Here is a 17,727-nt window from a genome sequence, read left to right as displayed (position 1 = left end):
ATGGTTACATAATATTGGCAGTAGGTCAGGCGTCACTACCGACTCAATTTGCCAGAAAAACCGGTGCAGCATCGCAGCATATCGGAGTTCAATCTCATGAAATCTGTCAATACGGCCGAAATGCGGGAAACGCGCATGCGGAACGCGCTTTGGGGGCTTTTTATCGGCGATGCGCTGGCAATGCCCGCACACTGGTTTTACAGCCTGAGTAACATCCAGCAATATTTCAATGGTGGTATCAGAAAATATGAGGCCGCGCCTCATCCTCATCCTGAAAGCTTCATGGTTGGGATGACATACTCTCCGGATGTCGGCAGCGCAAATCGCCTGGGTCGTCCCTACGACATCCTTCACGAACACGCCCGTTTCTATGAAACCAGTTATAGTGAGCCGACTATCCAGTCTTCGGAACAGGAGAGCGAGCACGGCAACCCCGTTCCCCGGCTGGAAGATCGCTTCCACTACCATCACGGATTGGTGGCTGGGGAGAACACGCTTGCTGCCCACCTGGTCCGCGTGCTCATGCGTTCGGTAATACGCCTGGGCCGCTATGATCCACAAGACTTTCTTGAAGGGTTTATAAAGCATCTCACTACACCCGGGAAAAACCGCGATCCGTATACTGAGATATACATCCGACGATGGTTCGAGAATTATTCCCGAGGCTTGCCGCCTCATGCCTGCGCGGAATTGCAACGCAACATATGGTCTATCGGTTCGCACGGCGGCGTTTTACGTCCCATGGTTCTCGCGATGCTGGTCGAGAGCGCTTATCAAGGGCTTGGGTTCGCCATGGAACATCAGTGTCTCACCCACCGCTCCGAAAATGCAGCAAGCGCGCTGGGTGTCCTTGTTCCGCTTTTGCATTCACTGGTAAACGGTGCCGATCCGGTCGAGGCTATTTCTGTGCATGCCAGGCCGATACGCACGCCTCGTATCACCGGTGAGGCGCTTTTCGCGGCTTATCGCAAGCATAATGGCCCCGGCAACATCCCGAAAGATGAGATGTGGCGGCTTCACGTGACACTTGACGATGCACCTTATGAAGTCGTGCAATTCGCCCGGCAATATACCGAGCGTGAAGTGATACGTCATGTTCTTGCAACTGCGTGCTATCCGGAACACGGCCTTCCGCTGCTCCTGTATCTCATCATGAAACATGATCTTGGAGTGGAGGAATCTCTTTTGGCCAACGCCAACGCCGGTGGGGACAGCGTCCACAGGGGCATGATCATGGGGCTGATCGCCGGGGCGGCCAATGACGACCTGCCGGAGCATCTGATAAAAGGGTTGGTTGCTCGTGACGAATTGAAGGTCGAGATTGATGCATTCGTGGACGTCGCGCTGCGGGGAAACGCTATCTGATCGGTATTCCAGGTGTGCTGTAATTTCGCTCGCAGTGTGTCTCGGGGTCCTGGATATTCGCGACCTGGGTCATTTCCAGGGAAAATAATTTCGTGAGCATAAAGACAAGTTTTGCCGGAAATTCAGATGAGTAAACCTGGTTGGAGAGGAAACCATAATGCGGCATTTGCGTGCGATTAAATGTTCTATTGAAGATCGCAATACACGGTTCGTGGCCTATTGGGTCACCGTCGTGGTGGGATCGTGCCTTATTGCGATAAATCAGGGGATTCCATTGCTTTTAGGAGAGCCGATGACGCTCGGACGGTGGATTTCGGCCTGCATCACCCCGGTGGTTCCGTTCCTGGTGAGTTGCCACGGACAAGGAATGAAAAAGACGGGCTAGTGGTTTTCTTCACGAGATTAAAACCACAATACTTGAGACCTGATGGTGATGACCTGAAGTGGCTTAATCCCGGGTTCGGGGCTGAGTCGAGTGACACACGGGAACATGTCCGCTGCAAAGCTTGCCATGCCCGGCGTTCCGGGCGGGAAGCGGCACCCTACGTTTGTTCTCCGCTATGGAGGATGGCTTGCTATCCCAAAGTCTATAATCTATAAAGATTGAGGCGTCATTTGTATTTGTTTATTAGTTGCTCACGCTGAGTAATCGGCTTGAAACTTACGCCAAAAGCGGCTTCCATCAATCTTATGCAGTGGGGAATCTTATGAGATGGCTTCTTCTTGGATCGTTGTTTGCTGCCACGAGCCGTCTTGTTTTTTTCGGTATGCTGCTCTTCGGATTCGTGCCGCATGTTGCATTGGCCCAGGCTCCAGTGCCGGTTGAGACGACGATGGAAAACATGCTTTCGGCTATCCAATCCGATTCATTGGCAGCTTTTGTGTCCTCCGGAGATCCAGCGTTCAAAGCCGGTATAACAGAAGAAATATTCGATAACATCAGCGAATCTCTCGGCTCCCGCCTCAAGCAAGGCTATATCGCCAGGTTTCTGGCCCAGTTGAATCAGCAGGGTTTCACGGTCTACTTATGGAAGCTGGAGTTCAAGGATGCTGGTGACGATGTCCTTGTCAGTGCTGCCATAAAGGATGGGAACGTCAGTGGGTTCTGGTTGCGGTAATAATCCAACTCACCGGTTTTCAGGTTCTCCATGATTAGAGACGCCTTGTTAGAGACGCCTTGCGAAGTGGGCGTTGGAGACCGTCGGTGCGTGTTGGAAACTCAAAAGCCTTGGTCCAGTCTAATAAATGGCACATAAATTGGAAGTATGCGTTGGGAAAATAGGGAGTTGATGGGCATATCGAGGGAATTCAAAGTCTGAGCGTTTATAAAATTAACAGTACAATTTTTAAGAGGTAATTTTCGGCCAATCACGAGAATTCCATGAAAAAAGTCCAATCAGCCTGCCTTATCGCCATCTTGCTGGGTTCGATTCCGGGCGGCTTGGCGTGGGCGCGCGGCGGCGTCGGCGGAGGGCAAATGGGAGGTGGGCATTTTGGAGGCGGAAACGTTGGCGGGGGCCACGTTGGGGGAGGCCACGGAGGCGCAGGTTTCAGGGGAGGGGGAGGTGTAGGTGGCCCGTGGATGGGGATGCATCGCGGAGGAATACACTGGGGAGGTCATTACCGTGGCTACCGGGGTTATGGTTATCGCGGATATGGATACGGTTTTGGCGGGTACGGCCTGGGCCTGGGGTTAGGCTTGGGCTATGGCTTGGGCTATTACGGTTATGGCTGGGGCCCGCCTTATTATTACCCACCTTACTACGCGTCTCTCCCCGCAACTGTCGTGCCGCCGGTGCCGCTAGTGTATATACAGCGGCCGGATACGGTACCGCCCACATCGGCGTCCGTATTACAATCCAATTACTGGTATTACTGCGAAAACCCGGCAGGTTATTATCCAGAGGTCAAAGCGTGCACCGAGGGCTGGTTGCAGGTCGCGCCTCGACCGCCTGATCAATAAAAGGAACGTTGTCATGTATAGCATGCTCAGAACGTCCGCTTTACTGTTGTCATTCTCGCTGGGTGCGTGCGTGAGCATACCGTCGGGTCCCAGTGTAATGGTTCTGCCAGGTTCGGGTAAAACCTTCGATCAGTTTCGAAATGATGACTTCTATTGTAAACAATATGCCAGTGAGCAAGTTAGTGGGGTAACGCCGAATCAAGCCTCCATTTCCAGCGGGCTAGGGAGCGCTGCCGTAGGTACCGGGCTTGGTGCGGCGGCCGGCGCGGCTTTGGGTGGTGGGACCGGTGCCGCAATTGGCGCGGGTAGCGGCCTGTTGGGTGGAGGGCTGGTGGGAAGCAGCACCGCCAGCGAATCAGGATATATTAATCAGCAACGTTACGATATGGGTTATATACAATGCATGTACGCCAAGGGTAATCGCGTCCCGATAGCCGGCCAGATCATGGACAATGCGTCCGTGAGCGGCCCCGGTCAGAGTATAAGTGCACCACCCCGGGAAGGCGATTCACGCCGTTTTCCCCCTCCACCGCCGCCCGGTAATCCGCCACCTCCGCCACCGCAATGAAGCGCTTGTGGACTCCGTTGCTGACCCGGATATTTCATAAATTGACGCGCGCCCTTGCTGGTCTTTTGTTTCGTATGAAAATTTCGTTCAGTCAGGCGTATGAATAACTACGCCACTCTTTCACAAAATCTCCCTACAAAACAAAATTCTGCGCAATCATTACGCGAATTTATGAAACATCCGGGCTAATAGCAGCTACTCGTAGCGTAAAAAGTCCTCTGCCAGCGAGTCAGCGCCGTAGCGCCTGATCAGCGCTTCAATTTCCGAAAGCAGGGCGTCGTCTTCATCGTCCTCCAGGACGCCATCCCCGACCAGCCTGGCTGGCAGGCCCGAGGCGATGGCGTCTCTTATCGTTTCCAGCGTCGGTGGATTCTCCCGGTTCTCGTCGTTCATCACAGTTTCAATCACCCGGGAAAGCGGCTCGCTGGCGGTACTGCGGGAAAAGTCGATAGCGAGTGCATCATCGCCGAACTCCTCGATCAGTACGTCGAGCTCGTCAAGCAGCGATGCGTCGATATCGACATGGTGCAGCCGCTCCGCTTCGCTCAACGAAGCGGGCAACAGGTTCGTGATAAAAGCGCGTACCGAAGCGAGCGTTGCAGGTTGCTCGGCATCCGGATCGTTGACCTGGCTTTCGATAAGCGCCGACAGATTGGGGCTGACGTAAGTGGCAATATCAATCGAATTTTGAATCATGGCGTTTTCCCCGGTGCGGAATGCTCGAATGGCAGTGCATGAAGGTACTTGATTCGCTGTAAAAAAGTGGAGCTTGGTTGGTATTTACCTTCCCCAACTGCTGTGTCAGACCTTGTGTAAAAGAAGATGTCATGTTTCTCAGTTTAGGTCGCATGACAAAAAAGTCAATATTCGGCCTCCATGCTTTTACGCTTGAAGTTGAAGCTGCGAATCTTCGCACCGCGAACTCATTCGGAAGTTTCGTAGTTAAACGGCAGTACCAATAAAGGTGTTTGTTTCGATCCCGGAAAGATTAGCGATCTTTTCCAAGATCGCGGCAATGGCGGCATTTGGGCTTGGCATGCGAATATTTTACGGTTCGACCTCTGTGAACATATTGGTAGACTGTCGCGGAGAGCAGTTTCCTTGCGTTTACACGATCCATTCGGTAACACCGAGGGGTCATATAGCAGGGCCAGTATCGGCACAGTACGTTTGATTTACACTTGACAGGTCTTGTGGGTTCTCCTATAGCTATTAATAGGATATTCGTTCCGAGTGAGGGTAAATACGGCGGACCAGGAGCTTACCAAAGGAGTATCAGGTCTTGCCAACCCAATTTCCATCGCATTTCGAACACACGCGGATCGGCATTTCCGGTCCAGAAGCAGCTGCTGAGCGTGCCAAGGAATGATGTTTCCGGGGATAGCAATGTATCAAAATATTCTGGTTCCAGTTGACGGTAGTACAACCTCCAACCTTGCAATACAGGAAGCCGCCCGGTTTGCCCAACATCAAGAGCAAAGTACGCACTTGGAACTGGTGCACGTGGTCGCCGACATCCATCTTATGGACGCAAACAGCTATATCAATTACGACGAGATGAAAGAAATAGAAACGAGCATCGGCAAAAAAATACTGGCACAAGCACAAACGTTGGCGCGGCAAGCAGGCATGACAGCGGAGGTAAAGCTGCTCGAGGCCGGTGGCGATCGCATCGCCAGTGTACTCGTAGCGGAAGCCAGACGCTGGCCAGCCGACTTGATCGTCATAGGGACCCATGGCCGCTCCGGCTTCAGCCGCGTACTGTTCGGCAGTGTCGCCGAAGGAGTAGTGCGCACCGCCCATATACCCGTGCTCCTGATTCGCGGCGCTTAGACCAAGATCCCGGTAAATGCAAAATCATACCAGTGCATTACGAAGCCATACTGTCTGGTTTTACTCTGACGGGCTGCACAATATGAATCATCGAGAGGACATAGCCATGAAATTCCAACTGCAAATCACGACACGCGATGTTCCCCATTCTGAAGCACTGGAAAACCATATCCGGCAAAAAGCGGAAAAGCTCGAGACATTTTATTCGAATATCATTGGATGCCGCGTGGTAATCGAGGTTCCGCATAAACACAAACATCAAGGCCGTGTGTTCGATGTGCGTATCGACATTACCGTGCCGGGCAAGGAGCTTGTGGTGACCCGAGAGGCGGATGAGGATGTGTATGTTGCGCTGCGTGACGCATTTGGCGCCGCCAAACGCCAGCTTGAAGACTATGGTCGCCGCCAGCGGGGCGACATCAAGGCGCATGCGCCTGTATTGCGCGGCAAAGTAGTGCGTCTGATTGCAGAGGAGGAGTATGGTTTCATCGAGACGCCCGACGGGCAGGAACTATACTTTCATCGCGAAAACCTCGCTAACATCAATTTTGATCAACTGGCGGAGGGCAGTGAGGTACAGTTCCTGGAGGATATCGGCAGCGAGGGCTTTCAGGCAAAACGGGTGAGCACGGGTAAGCACCATGCCGGAGGAGACGAGGAAGAGGAAGAGTAAGAAATGACAAGCAAACTGTGATCATGAATGAACAATACGAAATCCGGCTGCTTGCCGAATCATTCGAAATGGTGAAGCATTAAAAAGGTGAAGGCATTAACTTGAAGATGAGCCGTTTTCTGTGCGAACCGGGGCAAGACGCGTGAAAGCCAGCCTGGCTGCCGGAGACGCGCTGATTTTCGTGGACGTGCAGAACGACTTTCTCCCCGGCGGTAGCCTGGCCGTGCCTGCCGGCAACGAAATCATTCCGATACTCAATCGTTACATAGCGCTTTTTCATGCATATGGGTTGGCTATTTTCGCCACTCGCGATTGGCATCCGCCGGACCACTGCTCATTTATCGAACAGGGAGGGCCGTGGCCGCCTCACTGCGTCGAAGCAAGCCCGGGCGCGGCATTTCCCGCCAGCCTTGAGTTCCCATGCGATATACAAATTATTTCCAAGGCGACCACTAGAGAAAAGGACGCGTATTCCGGCTTTACCGATACCCGGCTCAATGCTTTACTGAAGTCGTCCGGCATCGGGCGCGTATTTATCGGAGGGCTCGCTACAGAATATTGTGTGCTCAATACCGTGAAAGATGCCCTGCAGCTTGGCTATGCGACCTTCATCCTCACGGACGCGGTCCGTGCGATCAATTCAAGCTCGAATGGCGGTTTGCATGCGCTTGAAGAAATGGAGCATCTTGGCGCTGTCCCCATCCATTTTGAAGCGATTTCGGCGTGAATCCGCTTTCCAGTCCGCTATTGACTGACCATTATCAGCTTATGATGTTGCAGAGCTACCTTGAGCAGCACATGGAGGAAACCGCGGTATTTGAGCTCTTCGTACGCAAGCTCGCCCCGGGGCGGAATTTTATGGTTGCGGCCGGGCTGGAACAGGCGCTTGATTTTCTGGAAAACATAAGATTTTCGCCGGAAGAGCTGGCCTGGCTTGCTCCACGTTTCGCACCTTCTCTTATCGCCTACCTCGAGCAATTTCGTTTTGACGGCGATGTTCACGCTATGCCGGAAGGAAGCCTTTTTTTTCCGGATGAGCCTATCCTGCGGATTACCGCTACGCTGCCACAAGCTCAGCTGGTCGAATCGCGCATTATGAATCTGATGCATTTTGAAACGTTGATCGCCTCCAAGGCGGCCCGCTCCGTGCTGGTTGCGCCAGATAAGTTTCTGGTTGATTTCGGCATGCGCCGTGCACACGGGGCGGAGGCGGCGCTGCTCGCCGCGCGGGCGAGCTATCTGGCAGGATTTTCCGGTACTGCTACCGTATTAGCCGGGGCAGTGTATGGAATCCCGCTGTTCGGTACCCTGGCTCATTCCTACATTCAGGCACATGAGGACGAAGCAACTGCTTTCGAGCAATTTGCACATTGCCATCCGGACAACGTGATTCTGTTGATCGATACCTATGACACCGAGGCCGCCGCAGCCAAGGTGGTTGCGCTGGGTCGCAAACTTCTAGCATGTGGTATCCACGTTAAAGGTGTGCGGCTCGATAGCGGCGATCTTGCGACCCATGCCCGGCAGGTGCGCCAAATACTGAACGAAGGCGGATTAGAAAAGACGACCATTTTTGCCAGCGGAAATCTGGATGAGTACCGGTTGCGCGCGCTGTTGTCTTCAGCCACATCGCCCGCTGCGCCAATAGATGGTTTTGGTATAGGGACGGCACTCGATGTCTCCAGCGATGCACCTTCGCTGGATTGTGCGTACAAGCTCCAGGAATATGCCGGTAAAGCGCGGCGCAAGCGCTCGGAAGGGAAGGCCACCTGGCCGGGACGAAAACAGGTTTATCGTAAATATAATAGCGCTGACGGCTCCATGGCGGGCGATATTGTCGCGCTGGCGGAAAATGATTCTCATGATGGAGAGCCGCTTATTGTGCCCGTAATGCAGGCCGGCAGACGTATTAACGAAAGTACTCCCCTGAATGAGATACGTCGGCGGACTTTGGAGAACTATACCCGTCTTCCGAAGCCTATGACGACTCTAGAGGTGGTTACGGCTTACCCGGTGGAAATTTCCACCTCGTTGCGAGCGTTAGCGAAGCATCTGGATGAAGTACAAAGCCTAGACGCTATATAATCTGGTGAACGCAAGGCACCTCGCTGGGTGCGATGCAACTTTTTTAGAGGCAGGCGCCAATAAGCGAAGCGCGTTACGTTGCAGGTCCAAATTTATGGTTCGCTATAAGCTCATGATAGTTTATGCAGCAGCGTCCCGAGGGCGCTCCAAACATCAAATTACGTAACGCATCATCTATCCCTTCGAATTGCCGGGATATCCTTATCGCCATACGTGTAGAGCAATCGGGTCAATTTCCCCCATGCCTCCAGATCGGTTGTCGAACTGTCGCCCTCATTGAAAAACGCTACCGCATGGAGTCGCTCCTGCGGCGATAGTACTTCCTGTTTTTCCTGCAATGATTCCAGCACCGCGAGATTCGCTTCGGATGCATCGTTCGAGTCATTCTGCCGCTGAATGACGCGTGCGCGCAGGGTGGCTGCGCCGGCCTGCAGCGACGCGATGGCAAATGATGCCCCAAGCTCCTGTGCGAGCTGGCGAAAAAGCTCACGCTCATGCTGTTTGAGAAAAGCCGCGTCCACGATTACCAAAGCGCCCTCAGTAAGTAGTTCCCGTGCCAGTTCATGGAGGCGTGCATAGGTGCGCTGTGTCGCATCTGCCCCGTATATGTCGCCTATCTGCGAGCGACTGTCCGCCAGCGGCGGCAATCCGAATAAACGCTTGCGCTCCACGTCGGAGCGGATGCGTATTGCCTGGAACCGTTCCAATGCGGCCTGTGCAAAGGTCGTCTTGCCCGACCCCGGCAAGCCATGGGTGATGATGAGTCCAGGGCAGCGCTTGGCGATGCCCTCCGCAGCCAGAGCAAGAAAACTGCGGCAGCTTGCCGATGCCTTCCCCCTGGCACGCTGAGGCAGGCTTGCCTGTCCGGCGCGGATGGCATTGACCATGGCACGCACTGCGGCACGGTAGTAGATATAGTAACGCAGCACCGATACGCCGCTATAGTCGCCGGTGGCTTCCAGATAGGCATTCAGGAAACGGTAGGCGAGATCAGGCCGCCGGCAGTGCAGCAAGTCCATCACAGTAAAGGCGACTTCGCTAATCACGTCGATCCAGCGTAATGCAGGATCGAATTCGATGCCGTCGAAGGGAATGGGCCGCTGACCGATAAGCGCAATATTGCCGAGGTGCAGATCGCCATGACATTCGCGAATAAAGCCTCCTGCATGGCGCTGTTCGAACCGAACCAGGCATTTGGCATATTCAGCCTCGCCGGCGTGGCACAGTGCAATCACGCCGGCCTCATCCTTGCTATCCTTCAACAAAACTTGTAATTGCTCGAAAATTTTCGATACCGCCGAATATACGGCAGCAGTGGAACCATACTCGGACCCCGCTTCTGCCGCAGGCAGGCTGCCATGGAAATGCGCGATCGTTGCGGCGAGACTATCCATATGACGCGGCAGGATTTGGTCGCGCGACACCAGTCGATCCAATTGTTTGGACGAAGCAAAACGTCGCATCCGCACAGCATATTCTAAAGCCGGCAGTGCATTGAACTCAGGCATTTCCAGTGTTCCCCCGATGGGGACGACATCGAGATATATCTGCGGCGCGAGACGGCGATTAAGCCGAATCTCTTCTTCACAGTAATAGCGGCGTAAGGCCAGGCTGGTAAAATTGACAAAGCCCAGGTCGACTGATTTTTTTATCTTATAGGCATATCGTCCCGCCAGCAGCACCCACGAAATGTGGGTTTCGGTCAGCCGCACGTTCTTCACCGCATGTGGATAGCGGCGGGGATCCAGCAAGGCATTGACCAGGCTGCGTTGAGCACGCTCGTCAGTGGATGGAGTCCTGGAGGGCTGCTGCGATTGTTTGAACGTATTGGTCATGATGCCATTTCGACTAAGAAGAAATCAGACGATCCAGACTATGTCATGAGCCTATGCAGGGCTTGATCCCTTGAGGCAAATCGCTCGGCTGAGCGCTAGTCAAATTGTTCCGCGAAAATAGCGAGAAATCGATCAAGCGCATCTATCGGCAGACGGTTGATGCCTGCCGCCGCTTTACGCCCACCTCCAGTCTCAAACTTCATGCAAAGCACGTCTGCGCCCTCTGGCTTTGCTATCGGCGCACGCACACTGACGGCATAGTCTCCATGGCGAGTCGGTGTAATCACCGCATGCGCGCGAGACGGGTCGTCGTTGGCCAGTCTGTTTGCAAAGACGCCCGCCACGCGTCTTGCCCAGGGTGCGTCGGGCAGCAAATAAGCAGCGTAGCGGGCACCACCCTCCGACAACGGAAGCAACGAGCCTATCATGCCCATATCATCGCGAAATCCTGCTGCGAGCAGATTGAAGGCAGCTGACCCGGCAATAAAATCGAATGGATCAGGATACGGTCTCATTTCTTCATAAAGTTTGACGGGATGAAAATGCAAGTCATCCAGGCTATCGCCGTAGCTATTGTAATTCAGGTATTTTCCCAGGCGTGCCAGCTGTTCTATTTGTGATACGGCAAGTCCTGCCCGCTTTGCAAGCGCGTGGGCGCTTTGCCCGAGATTATCGCCAAAGGCAGCAACGACAGCCCAAAGGCGGTACTGCCCTTCCAGGGATCGATCTACCAGAATACTGGTGCATACATCGGCGGACACATCAATATGGGAAACCAGATTGATGTGTCGTGGTATTTCACCGGCATAGTGATGATCGAAATACTCGACATGCACCGCCGCTTCCAATAACTGCATGAGCCGGGAACGGTTGCTATCCAGCGAAATGTCGAGTACGGTTACCCGGTCGCCGGCACCAGCCTGCACCCTGTCAAGCAGCTTGATATCGCGCTTGACCCCGGTTACCAATTCCGCTTTAACAGGATACGCCAACCGAAGCTGATGCAGCGCGCATAATCCGTCGGCGTCGCCATTGAATACATCGTAGTTCATATTATCCTAAATCCGGTAGTTGACCGCTCATTTAATAGATCAGTGTAATGATTAATAACAATATTTCATATTATTTGACGCTCACCTTCCGGGTGAGGGCGCTACGGGGCGAATTGCACAGTTTTTGCAGCACATGGCTGCGTTGCAACTTCTTGGAATGGAACGGCGCCCCGAAGCGTCGCCCGAGGGACCCCGCGCAGCGCAGGGGATGCCGCGATCACGCTTCACACGCAAAGGGGCGCCCGCATCCCGCTTCGGGGTCGCACCTTCCTGCGGAAGGCACTACTCCGCCCTGTGCGGTCGCATTCCGCGTCGTTGCGCCTTGCCCTGCACCCCAAAAACCGTACACTTCCCCCGTCCAACTACCGGATTTAGGATAATTTCTTGAAAATGTAAGCGCTTTTTGATTTATCGATAGTACTCTCAGCTACACTCCTGACAGTGCCGGATTTTGATTAACCGCTCGGATGATCATTCACCATGAAAAATATCATATTAACTGCAATATTGTTATTCGTGAGTTCAATGGTGCAGGCTGAAGTGCAGGGTAAGGAGGTGACTTACCGCGCCAATGGCACCTTATTGAAGGGTTATATTGCTTACGACGACGCGATTCAGGGCAAGCGTCCCGGTGTGTTGGTAGTGCATGAATGGTGGGGGCTGGACGATTACACGCGTAAGCGGGCGCGGATGCTGGCGCAATTAGGCTATACCGCGCTGGCGCTGGACATGTATGGCGAGGGCAGGCAGGCTCATCATCCGGATGATGCCGGCAAGTTCGCGGGTGAATTGGCGAAGAATCTGCCGCTGGCGAAAATACGTTTTGAAGCGGCGATGGAATACCTGCGGCAACAAAAAAACGTGGACGCGAAAAATATCGCCGCGCTGGGCTACTGTTTCGGGGGGAGCGTGGTGTTGCAGATGGCTCGCCTAGGCGAAGATTTGAAAGGCGTGGTCAGCTTCCATGGCAATCTGGCGACAGAGCATCCTGTGCAACCGGGTGAAGTCAGGGCACGGATCATTTCTTTTACCGGTACCGACGATCCCATGATTCCGGCAGAGCAGGTGGCGGCCTTCAAGCAGGAAATGGAAAAAGCCGGGGCAGATTACAAGGCAGTGACTTTCGTTGGCGCCAAGCACAGCTTCACCAACCCCGCTGCTGACGAGTACGGGCGCAAGTTCAACCTTCCACTCGCTTACGATGCAGCGGCGGACAAGGCATCGTGGAACGAAACAACAAATTTTCTTGCCGGTATACTCAAGCAGGAGTGATATTCGGCGTGCGCAGCACGCGGCTATCGCGAAATCCCTGCGTAAGTTGAGGCGTTCACGCACGATACTGCACGCGGTACCGGATTTAGGTTTAATAGAGACCCTTGCCGTTACTACGCGTATTCGCCGTGCCATCCGGTTTTTTCGCGGATTGGGCGATGCGCACGGTATCGCCAGTGGCGATACCGTCGGGCGGACTTTCAATGATGTGATCGTCGGGAGCAAGGCCCGAACCCAACTCGATGATCTTGCCGAGATCGCGCAAGATCGTGACAGTCTTCAGCACAACCTTATTGTCGGCGCCCACTGTGGCAACACGCAGTCCGGCCTTGTCGAACATCAAGGCGCTGGCTGGCACGCTCAGCACGACAACGTCGTGAGGCAGCTCGAAACTTACGTTCGCGAAGGCGCCCGGCAGCAGTTCGCCTTCCGCGTTATCGACCAGGATCTGCATCAATGTCGAGCCTGATGCCATATCGACCGCCTGGGCCGAAGATGCCACGGCCGCAACGTAGCTCTGGCCTGGACGTTCGGGCACCGTGATTTTTGCCTGGGTATTGGGGCGGATACTGGGTACGTAGGTCTGCGGCACGTTGACATATACACGCAACTTCTTCGTATTCGATATCTGGAAGAGTTCCTGGCCCATTCCGCCGGTACTGCCGGCACCGCTTCCTGTGCCAGTGCCGGGGCTGATGCCGACACCACTACCGCTGCCCCCATTGATCAGCGCGCCGATGTCGGTGCCGCGAGCGGTGACAATGCCATCGAACGGCGCGACGATGCGCGCGAAATTCTTCAATGTCTTCAAGCGGTCGACATTCGCCCGAGCGGATTGCGCCAACGCCTGCTTGGTCATGAAATCGGCAATTTTTTCGTCGGCAGCCTGCTTCGATACATACTTGGAATCCACCAGCAATTTCCAGCGTTTTGCCGTAATTTCAGCAAGTGCCGCAGTCGCCTCTGCGCTGGCGAGATCGGCTTTCCCCTGTAGCAACTGCTGGTCGAGGTCCGGGGTCTCGATCTCGGCGAGCAGTTGGCCGACCTTGACCGGTTTGCCGATGTCGACTTTCCAGCTCTTCAGGTAACCGCTGACGCGGGCATACAGCGATGCGTTTGAAAAGGGCTCCAGACGACCGGGTAGATCAAGGGTAGCGACATTGCCGCGCTTGCCGGGCTTGAGTATGGCAACGGTCGGGATCGCCTGATCGTCGGTCCAGTCGCGAAGCTGCTTGTCGTCGGATTTTCGCATGACGAGGCCGGTGATGACGATGATCGTAACGATGACCGCCGCGACGATGGCGGCGCCGCGAAGCTTGCGCGGAGAAACTTCCTTGATAGGCATTTCAGGTGGCACGAAGTTCTCCAACGGCGGGGTTTGGGGCAGAACCCTTGCCGTGCTTTTCATGTACGATACTGAAAACGACGGGGACGAAGATCAGCGTTGCGATAGTTGCAAAGATCAGGCCGCCGATGACCGCGCGGCCCAGCGGTGCATTCTGCTCGCCACCTTCGCCCAGGCCCAGCGCCATCGGCACCATGCCGATGATCATCGCCAACGCGGTCATCAATACGGGGCGGGAACGCACGAATCCAGCATCAAGCGCGGCTGCGGTCGCATCACCTATCGCGTCGAGACGCTCGCGCGCGAAGCTGATCATGAGCACGCTGTTCGAGGTCGCGACGCCCATGCACATGATTGCGCCGGTCAACGCCGGCACCGAGATCGGTGTGAATGTCACGAATAGCATCCAGACAATGCCGGCAAGCGCAGCCGGCAACGCGGTGATGATGACGAACGGGTCTGTCCAGGATTGGAAGTTTACGACAATCAGCAGGTATATAAGCACGATTGCACCGAGCAAGCCAAACTGCAGGCCCGAGAACGCGCTTTCCATCGTGCGTACCTGACCAAGCAATCTGACCGTCGATGCTTTCGGTACCAGACTCGCAGTATCGTCAAGAATGCGGCGAAGTTCGACCGCAACCGCGCCGAGATCGCGCCCCTGCGTAGTTGCGAAGATCTGCACCATTGGCTGGATGTCGTATTGACTGACCAGCGCGTTGCCGCTGGTGCGTGTGAAACTGGCAAGCGCGCCGAGCACCTGTGGATTGCCGGCACTGCCGCCAACCGGCAGGTTGGCAAGCGCGGCGAGTGTATCGAGCCGGTACTGCGGTGTCTGTATCACGATCGGATACTGTACGCCATTCTGCGGATTCAGCCAGAAAGTCGGCGCCACCTGGCTGCTGCCGGCCAGGTTGGCGACCAGGGCGCTTGTGACATTCTGCATGGTGACACCGACCTGCTGCGCGCGCGTGCGGTCGACATCGACATCGAAAATCGGGCGGCTTCGCGACTGTTGAATACGCACGTCGGCGATGCCACTGATCATACGTATCCTGGATAGCAGCAAGTTGGCGTAATCGAAATTCGCGTCCAGATCATTACCACGGATTTGTAGCTCGATCGGTGCCGGCGAACCGAAATTCAGGATTTGGCTGACGATGTCAGCCGGCGGAAACGAGAATGTCACACCGGGAAATTGGCGCGGAAGTTCCTCGCGCAACCTGCGCACGTAGTCGGCAGTGGGCTGGTGGCCTTCTTTCAGCGCGATCTGGATGTCGCCATCCTGCGTTCCCATGACGCCGGTATTGTTGTAGGTCAGGTTGATGCTGCTGGGCGGAAGGCCGATATTGTCAATCATGGCGCCGATCTCGTGCGGCGGAATGATTTTTCGGATTGCTTTCTGTATTTCCGCGAACTGATTCGCGCTCTCCTCCACACGCGTGCCCACCTGGGTGCGCGCGTGCATGAGGATCTGACCGCTATCGACCGCGGGAAAGAAATTGCGGCCGAGGAATGGCAGCAGCAAAAATGAGGCAAGCACGAACGCAAGAAAACCGATAACGAACACGCGCCGATGTGCGAGCGCAAGCTTCAGATATTCTCGATAGCTCGTGCGCAGGCGCTCGAATCCGGCTTCGAAGCGGCGTTGGAAACGCACCAGGAAATTCTGCGACGGTTTCTCCCCCTCGTCGCGCGGCGCATGCGGATGCAGCAGGTATTTCGACATCGTCGGCACTAGCGTACGCGACAGGATGAACGACCACGCTATCGCAAAAATGACCGCCAGCGCCATGGGTACGAACAGGAAGCGTGCAACGCCTTCAAGGAGGAACATCGGCACGAAAACGATAGAAATGCACAGCAGCGCAACGAATGCCGGGGTTGCGATTTGTGTCGCGCCATCCATGATCGCGGTCTCGACATCCTTGCCCTGCTCGAGATGCAGGTTGATGCTCTCGATAGTTACTGTGGCATCATCGACGAGAATGCCGACCGCAAGCGCGAGGCCGCCAAGCGTCATGATATTGAGGGTTTCGCCGAGCGCCGCGAGACAGATGATCGAGCCGAGAACCGACAGCGGAATGGACACTGCAACAATCAGGGTCGAGCGCCAGCTGCCGAGAAATAGCAGTATCATGATACTTGTCAGCACCGCTGCAATGGTTCCCTCTAACGCAACACCCTTGATTGCAGCCCGCACGAACAACGATTGATCGTTAAGCGGCTTGATCTCAAGCTCTTCCGGCAGCGACGGTTTGATCTCGGCAAGCTTGGCCTTGATGCCGGCGACGATGGAGAGCGTCGAAGTCACGCCATTCTTCAGTACCGACATCACCACCGAGCGCGCGCCGTCAACATGTACGATATTCGTTTGCGGCGCATTACCGTCGCGCACATTGGCGACGTCGCGGATATAAATCGTTGCGCCGTCGACAGTCTTGACCGGCAAATCGCCCAGGTCATCGACCAGGGTTGCCGCATTGTTCAACTGCAACGTATATTCGAATGCGTCTATTTTTTGTGTACCGATCGGGGTGATCAGGTTTTGCGTGGCAAGTGCATTGCCCAGGTCTTGTGCGGACAACCCGCGTGCCTGAAGGGCCGAGGGATCCATGTCAATCTGTATCTGCCGTGTCTTGCCGCCATACGGATAGGGAATCGCGGCACCCGGCACGGTAACCAGGCGCGTGCGAACCGTGTTGAGGGCAAGATCGGACAGCGACTGCTCCGACATGCCTTTTCCAGATAATGCGAGCTGCAGGATCGGCACTGTCGAGGCGTTATAATTGAGGATCAGCGGCGGCGTCGTACCCAGCGGCATCTGCCTCACAACGGTTTGAGCGATCGCCGTGACCTGGGCGTTGGCCGTCGCTATATCCACGCCCGGCTGAAAGAATATCTTGATGACGCCGGAACCCACATATGAGTTCGCTTCGATGTGCTCGATGTCGTTGACGGTGGTTGTCAGCGAGCGCTGGAACAGGGTGGTGATGCGCCCGGCCATCTCATCCGGGGGCAGACCGGTATACTGCCACACCACCGCAACTACCGGAATGCGGATGTCCGGGAAGATGTCGGTTGGCGTGCGAAGGGCTGCCAGCGGACCGATAATCAGGAGAAGGATCGCTAGTACAATGAAAGTATACGGGCGCCGCAAGGCAACGCGGACGATCTCAATCATGCGGCATAGCGAAATGAAATTTGGTGTGGTACATCAAAATAAGCGCTTTCGCCAAGGAACCCCTGAATGAGCCCTCAAGTTTGCCAGCAAAGGCGCGACGGCGACATGGCATAGCAATACGAATGCGAGAGTGCAAGTGGCGGATTCTCTTGGTCAGAAGCCTGTCCAAGCGGGCCGCCGGGAATTGTTCAATACGGCTGAGCAAGATGCGCTGCTTACTGCTTATCGCCGCGTTGCTTTCACAGCGATCATAGTAGAGCAGGTATCAATCATAACAGGCGTTACAGACTAGTATGCCCCGTTGGGCCGTCGCTACCGCTCGATTGGGAATGACAAGGTACCCATTATAAATAGATAGTTTCAGCTGAAGAGTATAACCAATTTTTCTGGTTTAGACATGCGAGGTCGGCGAAGTTGCTAATCCGGAGATCCGCAGCCAGGCTTGGCGACGTGTCTATCATTAATCGTAATCAGCTATCGATAAAATATATTATCCATAGTAAATGGTAGAAAAAAACTCTATTCATCCGTGAGAATTGTCGCAGGATTCTG

Annotated in this window: 15 protein-coding genes; 10 read left to right on the top strand and 5 right to left on the bottom strand. The window is 54.8% G+C overall.

What is annotated here, in order from left to right:
• Positions 1-96: 96 nt before the first annotated feature.
• The 5 genes from F822_RS03765 (at position 97) to F822_RS03745 (ending at position 3,896) form a co-directional block, all read left to right on the top strand.
• On the top strand, positions 97-1,365 hold the full coding sequence (locus F822_RS03765; protein ID WP_231623565.1) for an ADP-ribosylglycohydrolase family protein: 1,269 nt from the start codon (positions 97-99) through the stop codon (positions 1,363-1,365).
• 157 nt (positions 1,366-1,522) lie between these two features.
• The gene (gene nrtS / locus F822_RS16005; RefSeq protein ID WP_025040697.1) at positions 1,523-1,750 is read left to right on the top strand and encodes a nitrate/nitrite transporter NrtS; all 228 of its coding nucleotides are present in this window, start codon (positions 1,523-1,525) and stop codon (positions 1,748-1,750) included.
• Between the two features lie 322 nt (positions 1,751-2,072).
• Entirely contained in the window at positions 2,073-2,483 is a 411-nt protein-coding gene (locus tag F822_RS03755; protein ID WP_082204672.1) for a hypothetical protein, read from the top strand.
• Positions 2,484-2,746: 263 nt separating this feature from the next.
• Positions 2,747-3,328 carry a hypothetical protein gene (locus F822_RS03750; RefSeq protein WP_025040695.1) on the top strand — a complete coding sequence of 194 codons (582 nt, stop codon included), beginning with the start codon at positions 2,747-2,749 and terminating at the stop codon, positions 3,326-3,328.
• A 13-nt stretch (positions 3,329-3,341) separates the two neighbouring features.
• Positions 3,342-3,896 carry a glycine zipper family protein gene (locus F822_RS03745; RefSeq protein ID WP_025040694.1) on the top strand — a complete coding sequence of 185 codons (555 nt, stop codon included), beginning with the start codon at positions 3,342-3,344 and terminating at the stop codon, positions 3,894-3,896.
• A gap of 195 nt (positions 3,897-4,091) precedes the next feature.
• On the opposite strand, the gene F822_RS03740 is transcribed toward F822_RS03745, so the two are convergent.
• Positions 4,092-4,592, bottom strand: coding sequence for a hypothetical protein (locus tag F822_RS03740; protein ID WP_025040693.1), 501 nt, complete (start codon positions 4,590-4,592; stop codon positions 4,092-4,094).
• A 690-nt stretch (positions 4,593-5,282) separates the two neighbouring features.
• On the opposite strand from F822_RS03740, the gene F822_RS03735 reads away from it, so the two are divergent.
• The 4 genes from F822_RS03735 (at position 5,283) to F822_RS03720 (ending at position 8,487) form a co-directional block, all read left to right on the top strand.
• On the top strand, positions 5,283-5,729 hold the full coding sequence (locus F822_RS03735; protein WP_025040692.1) for a universal stress protein: 447 nt from the start codon (positions 5,283-5,285) through the stop codon (positions 5,727-5,729).
• Between the two features lie 106 nt (positions 5,730-5,835).
• Positions 5,836-6,402 (top strand): ribosome hibernation-promoting factor, HPF/YfiA family, encoded by a 567-nt coding sequence (gene hpf, locus F822_RS03730; protein ID WP_025040691.1) that lies wholly within the window; start codon positions 5,836-5,838, stop codon positions 6,400-6,402.
• Positions 6,403-6,544: 142 nt separating this feature from the next.
• Entirely contained in the window at positions 6,545-7,129 is a 585-nt protein-coding gene (locus tag F822_RS03725; RefSeq protein ID WP_025040690.1) for an isochorismatase family protein, read from the top strand.
• Positions 7,126-8,487, top strand: coding sequence for a nicotinate phosphoribosyltransferase (locus F822_RS03720; RefSeq protein WP_025040689.1), 1,362 nt, complete (start codon positions 7,126-7,128; stop codon positions 8,485-8,487). Before F822_RS03725 ends, F822_RS03720 begins: the two co-directional genes overlap by 4 nt.
• 170 nt (positions 8,488-8,657) lie before the next feature.
• Here F822_RS03720 and F822_RS03715 read toward each other — a convergent pair whose 3' ends face one another.
• Positions 8,658-10,322: a bifunctional aminoglycoside phosphotransferase/ATP-binding protein gene (locus F822_RS03715; protein ID WP_025040688.1), complete on the bottom strand. Its 1,665-nt coding sequence runs from the start codon at positions 10,320-10,322 to the stop codon at positions 8,658-8,660.
• Between the two features lie 95 nt (positions 10,323-10,417).
• A complete protein-coding gene (locus F822_RS03710; protein WP_025040687.1) occupies positions 10,418-11,374 on the bottom strand; it encodes a hypothetical protein in 957 nt (318 codons plus the stop codon).
• A gap of 480 nt (positions 11,375-11,854) precedes the next feature.
• Between F822_RS03710 and F822_RS03705 the strand changes: the two genes are divergently transcribed.
• Positions 11,855-12,646 carry a dienelactone hydrolase family protein gene (locus F822_RS03705; RefSeq protein ID WP_025040686.1) on the top strand — a complete coding sequence of 264 codons (792 nt, stop codon included), beginning with the start codon at positions 11,855-11,857 and terminating at the stop codon, positions 12,644-12,646.
• A 91-nt stretch (positions 12,647-12,737) separates the two neighbouring features.
• Here the strand turns inward: F822_RS03705 and F822_RS03700 are convergent, their stop codons facing one another.
• Positions 12,738-14,003, bottom strand: coding sequence for an efflux RND transporter periplasmic adaptor subunit (locus F822_RS03700; RefSeq protein ID WP_025040685.1), 1,266 nt, complete (start codon positions 14,001-14,003; stop codon positions 12,738-12,740).
• Positions 13,993-17,175 carry an efflux RND transporter permease subunit gene (locus F822_RS03695; protein ID WP_025040684.1) on the bottom strand — a complete coding sequence of 1,061 codons (3,183 nt, stop codon included), beginning with the start codon at positions 17,173-17,175 and terminating at the stop codon, positions 13,993-13,995. Before F822_RS03695 ends, F822_RS03700 begins: the two co-directional genes overlap by 11 nt.
• Positions 17,176-17,727: the final 552 nt, after the last annotated feature.

Origin of the sequence: Nitrosospira briensis C-128 (assembly GCF_000619905.2) — a bacterium.
In the GTDB taxonomy this organism is placed as follows: Bacteria; Pseudomonadota; Gammaproteobacteria; order Burkholderiales; family Nitrosomonadaceae; genus Nitrosospira; species Nitrosospira briensis.
The sequence above is the reverse complement of the archived record's forward strand: the minus strand, read 5'-3'. Positions and strand labels throughout refer to the sequence as shown.

Coding starts and splice junctions, on each gene's coding strand:
- F822_RS03765 (WP_231623565.1), top strand. CDS start 97: ATGAAATCTGTCAATACGGCCGAAATGCGGGAAACGCGCATGCGGAAC.
- nrtS (WP_025040697.1), top strand. CDS start 1,523: ATGCGGCATTTGCGTGCGATTAAATGTTCTATTGAAGATCGCAATACA.
- F822_RS03755 (WP_082204672.1), top strand. CDS start 2,073: ATGAGATGGCTTCTTCTTGGATCGTTGTTTGCTGCCACGAGCCGTCTT.
- F822_RS03750 (WP_025040695.1), top strand. CDS start 2,747: ATGAAAAAAGTCCAATCAGCCTGCCTTATCGCCATCTTGCTGGGTTCG.
- F822_RS03745 (WP_025040694.1), top strand. CDS start 3,342: ATGTATAGCATGCTCAGAACGTCCGCTTTACTGTTGTCATTCTCGCTG.
- F822_RS03740 (WP_025040693.1), bottom strand. CDS start 4,592: ATGATTCAAAATTCGATTGATATTGCCACTTACGTCAGCCCCAATCTG.
- F822_RS03735 (WP_025040692.1), top strand. CDS start 5,283: ATGTATCAAAATATTCTGGTTCCAGTTGACGGTAGTACAACCTCCAAC.
- hpf (WP_025040691.1), top strand. CDS start 5,836: ATGAAATTCCAACTGCAAATCACGACACGCGATGTTCCCCATTCTGAA.
- F822_RS03715 (WP_025040688.1), bottom strand. CDS start 10,322: ATGACCAATACGTTCAAACAATCGCAGCAGCCCTCCAGGACTCCATCC.
- F822_RS03710 (WP_025040687.1), bottom strand. CDS start 11,374: ATGAACTACGATGTATTCAATGGCGACGCCGACGGATTATGCGCGCTG.
- F822_RS03705 (WP_025040686.1), top strand. CDS start 11,855: ATGAAAAATATCATATTAACTGCAATATTGTTATTCGTGAGTTCAATG.
- F822_RS03695 (WP_025040684.1), bottom strand. CDS start 17,175: ATGATTGAGATCGTCCGCGTTGCCTTGCGGCGCCCGTATACTTTCATT.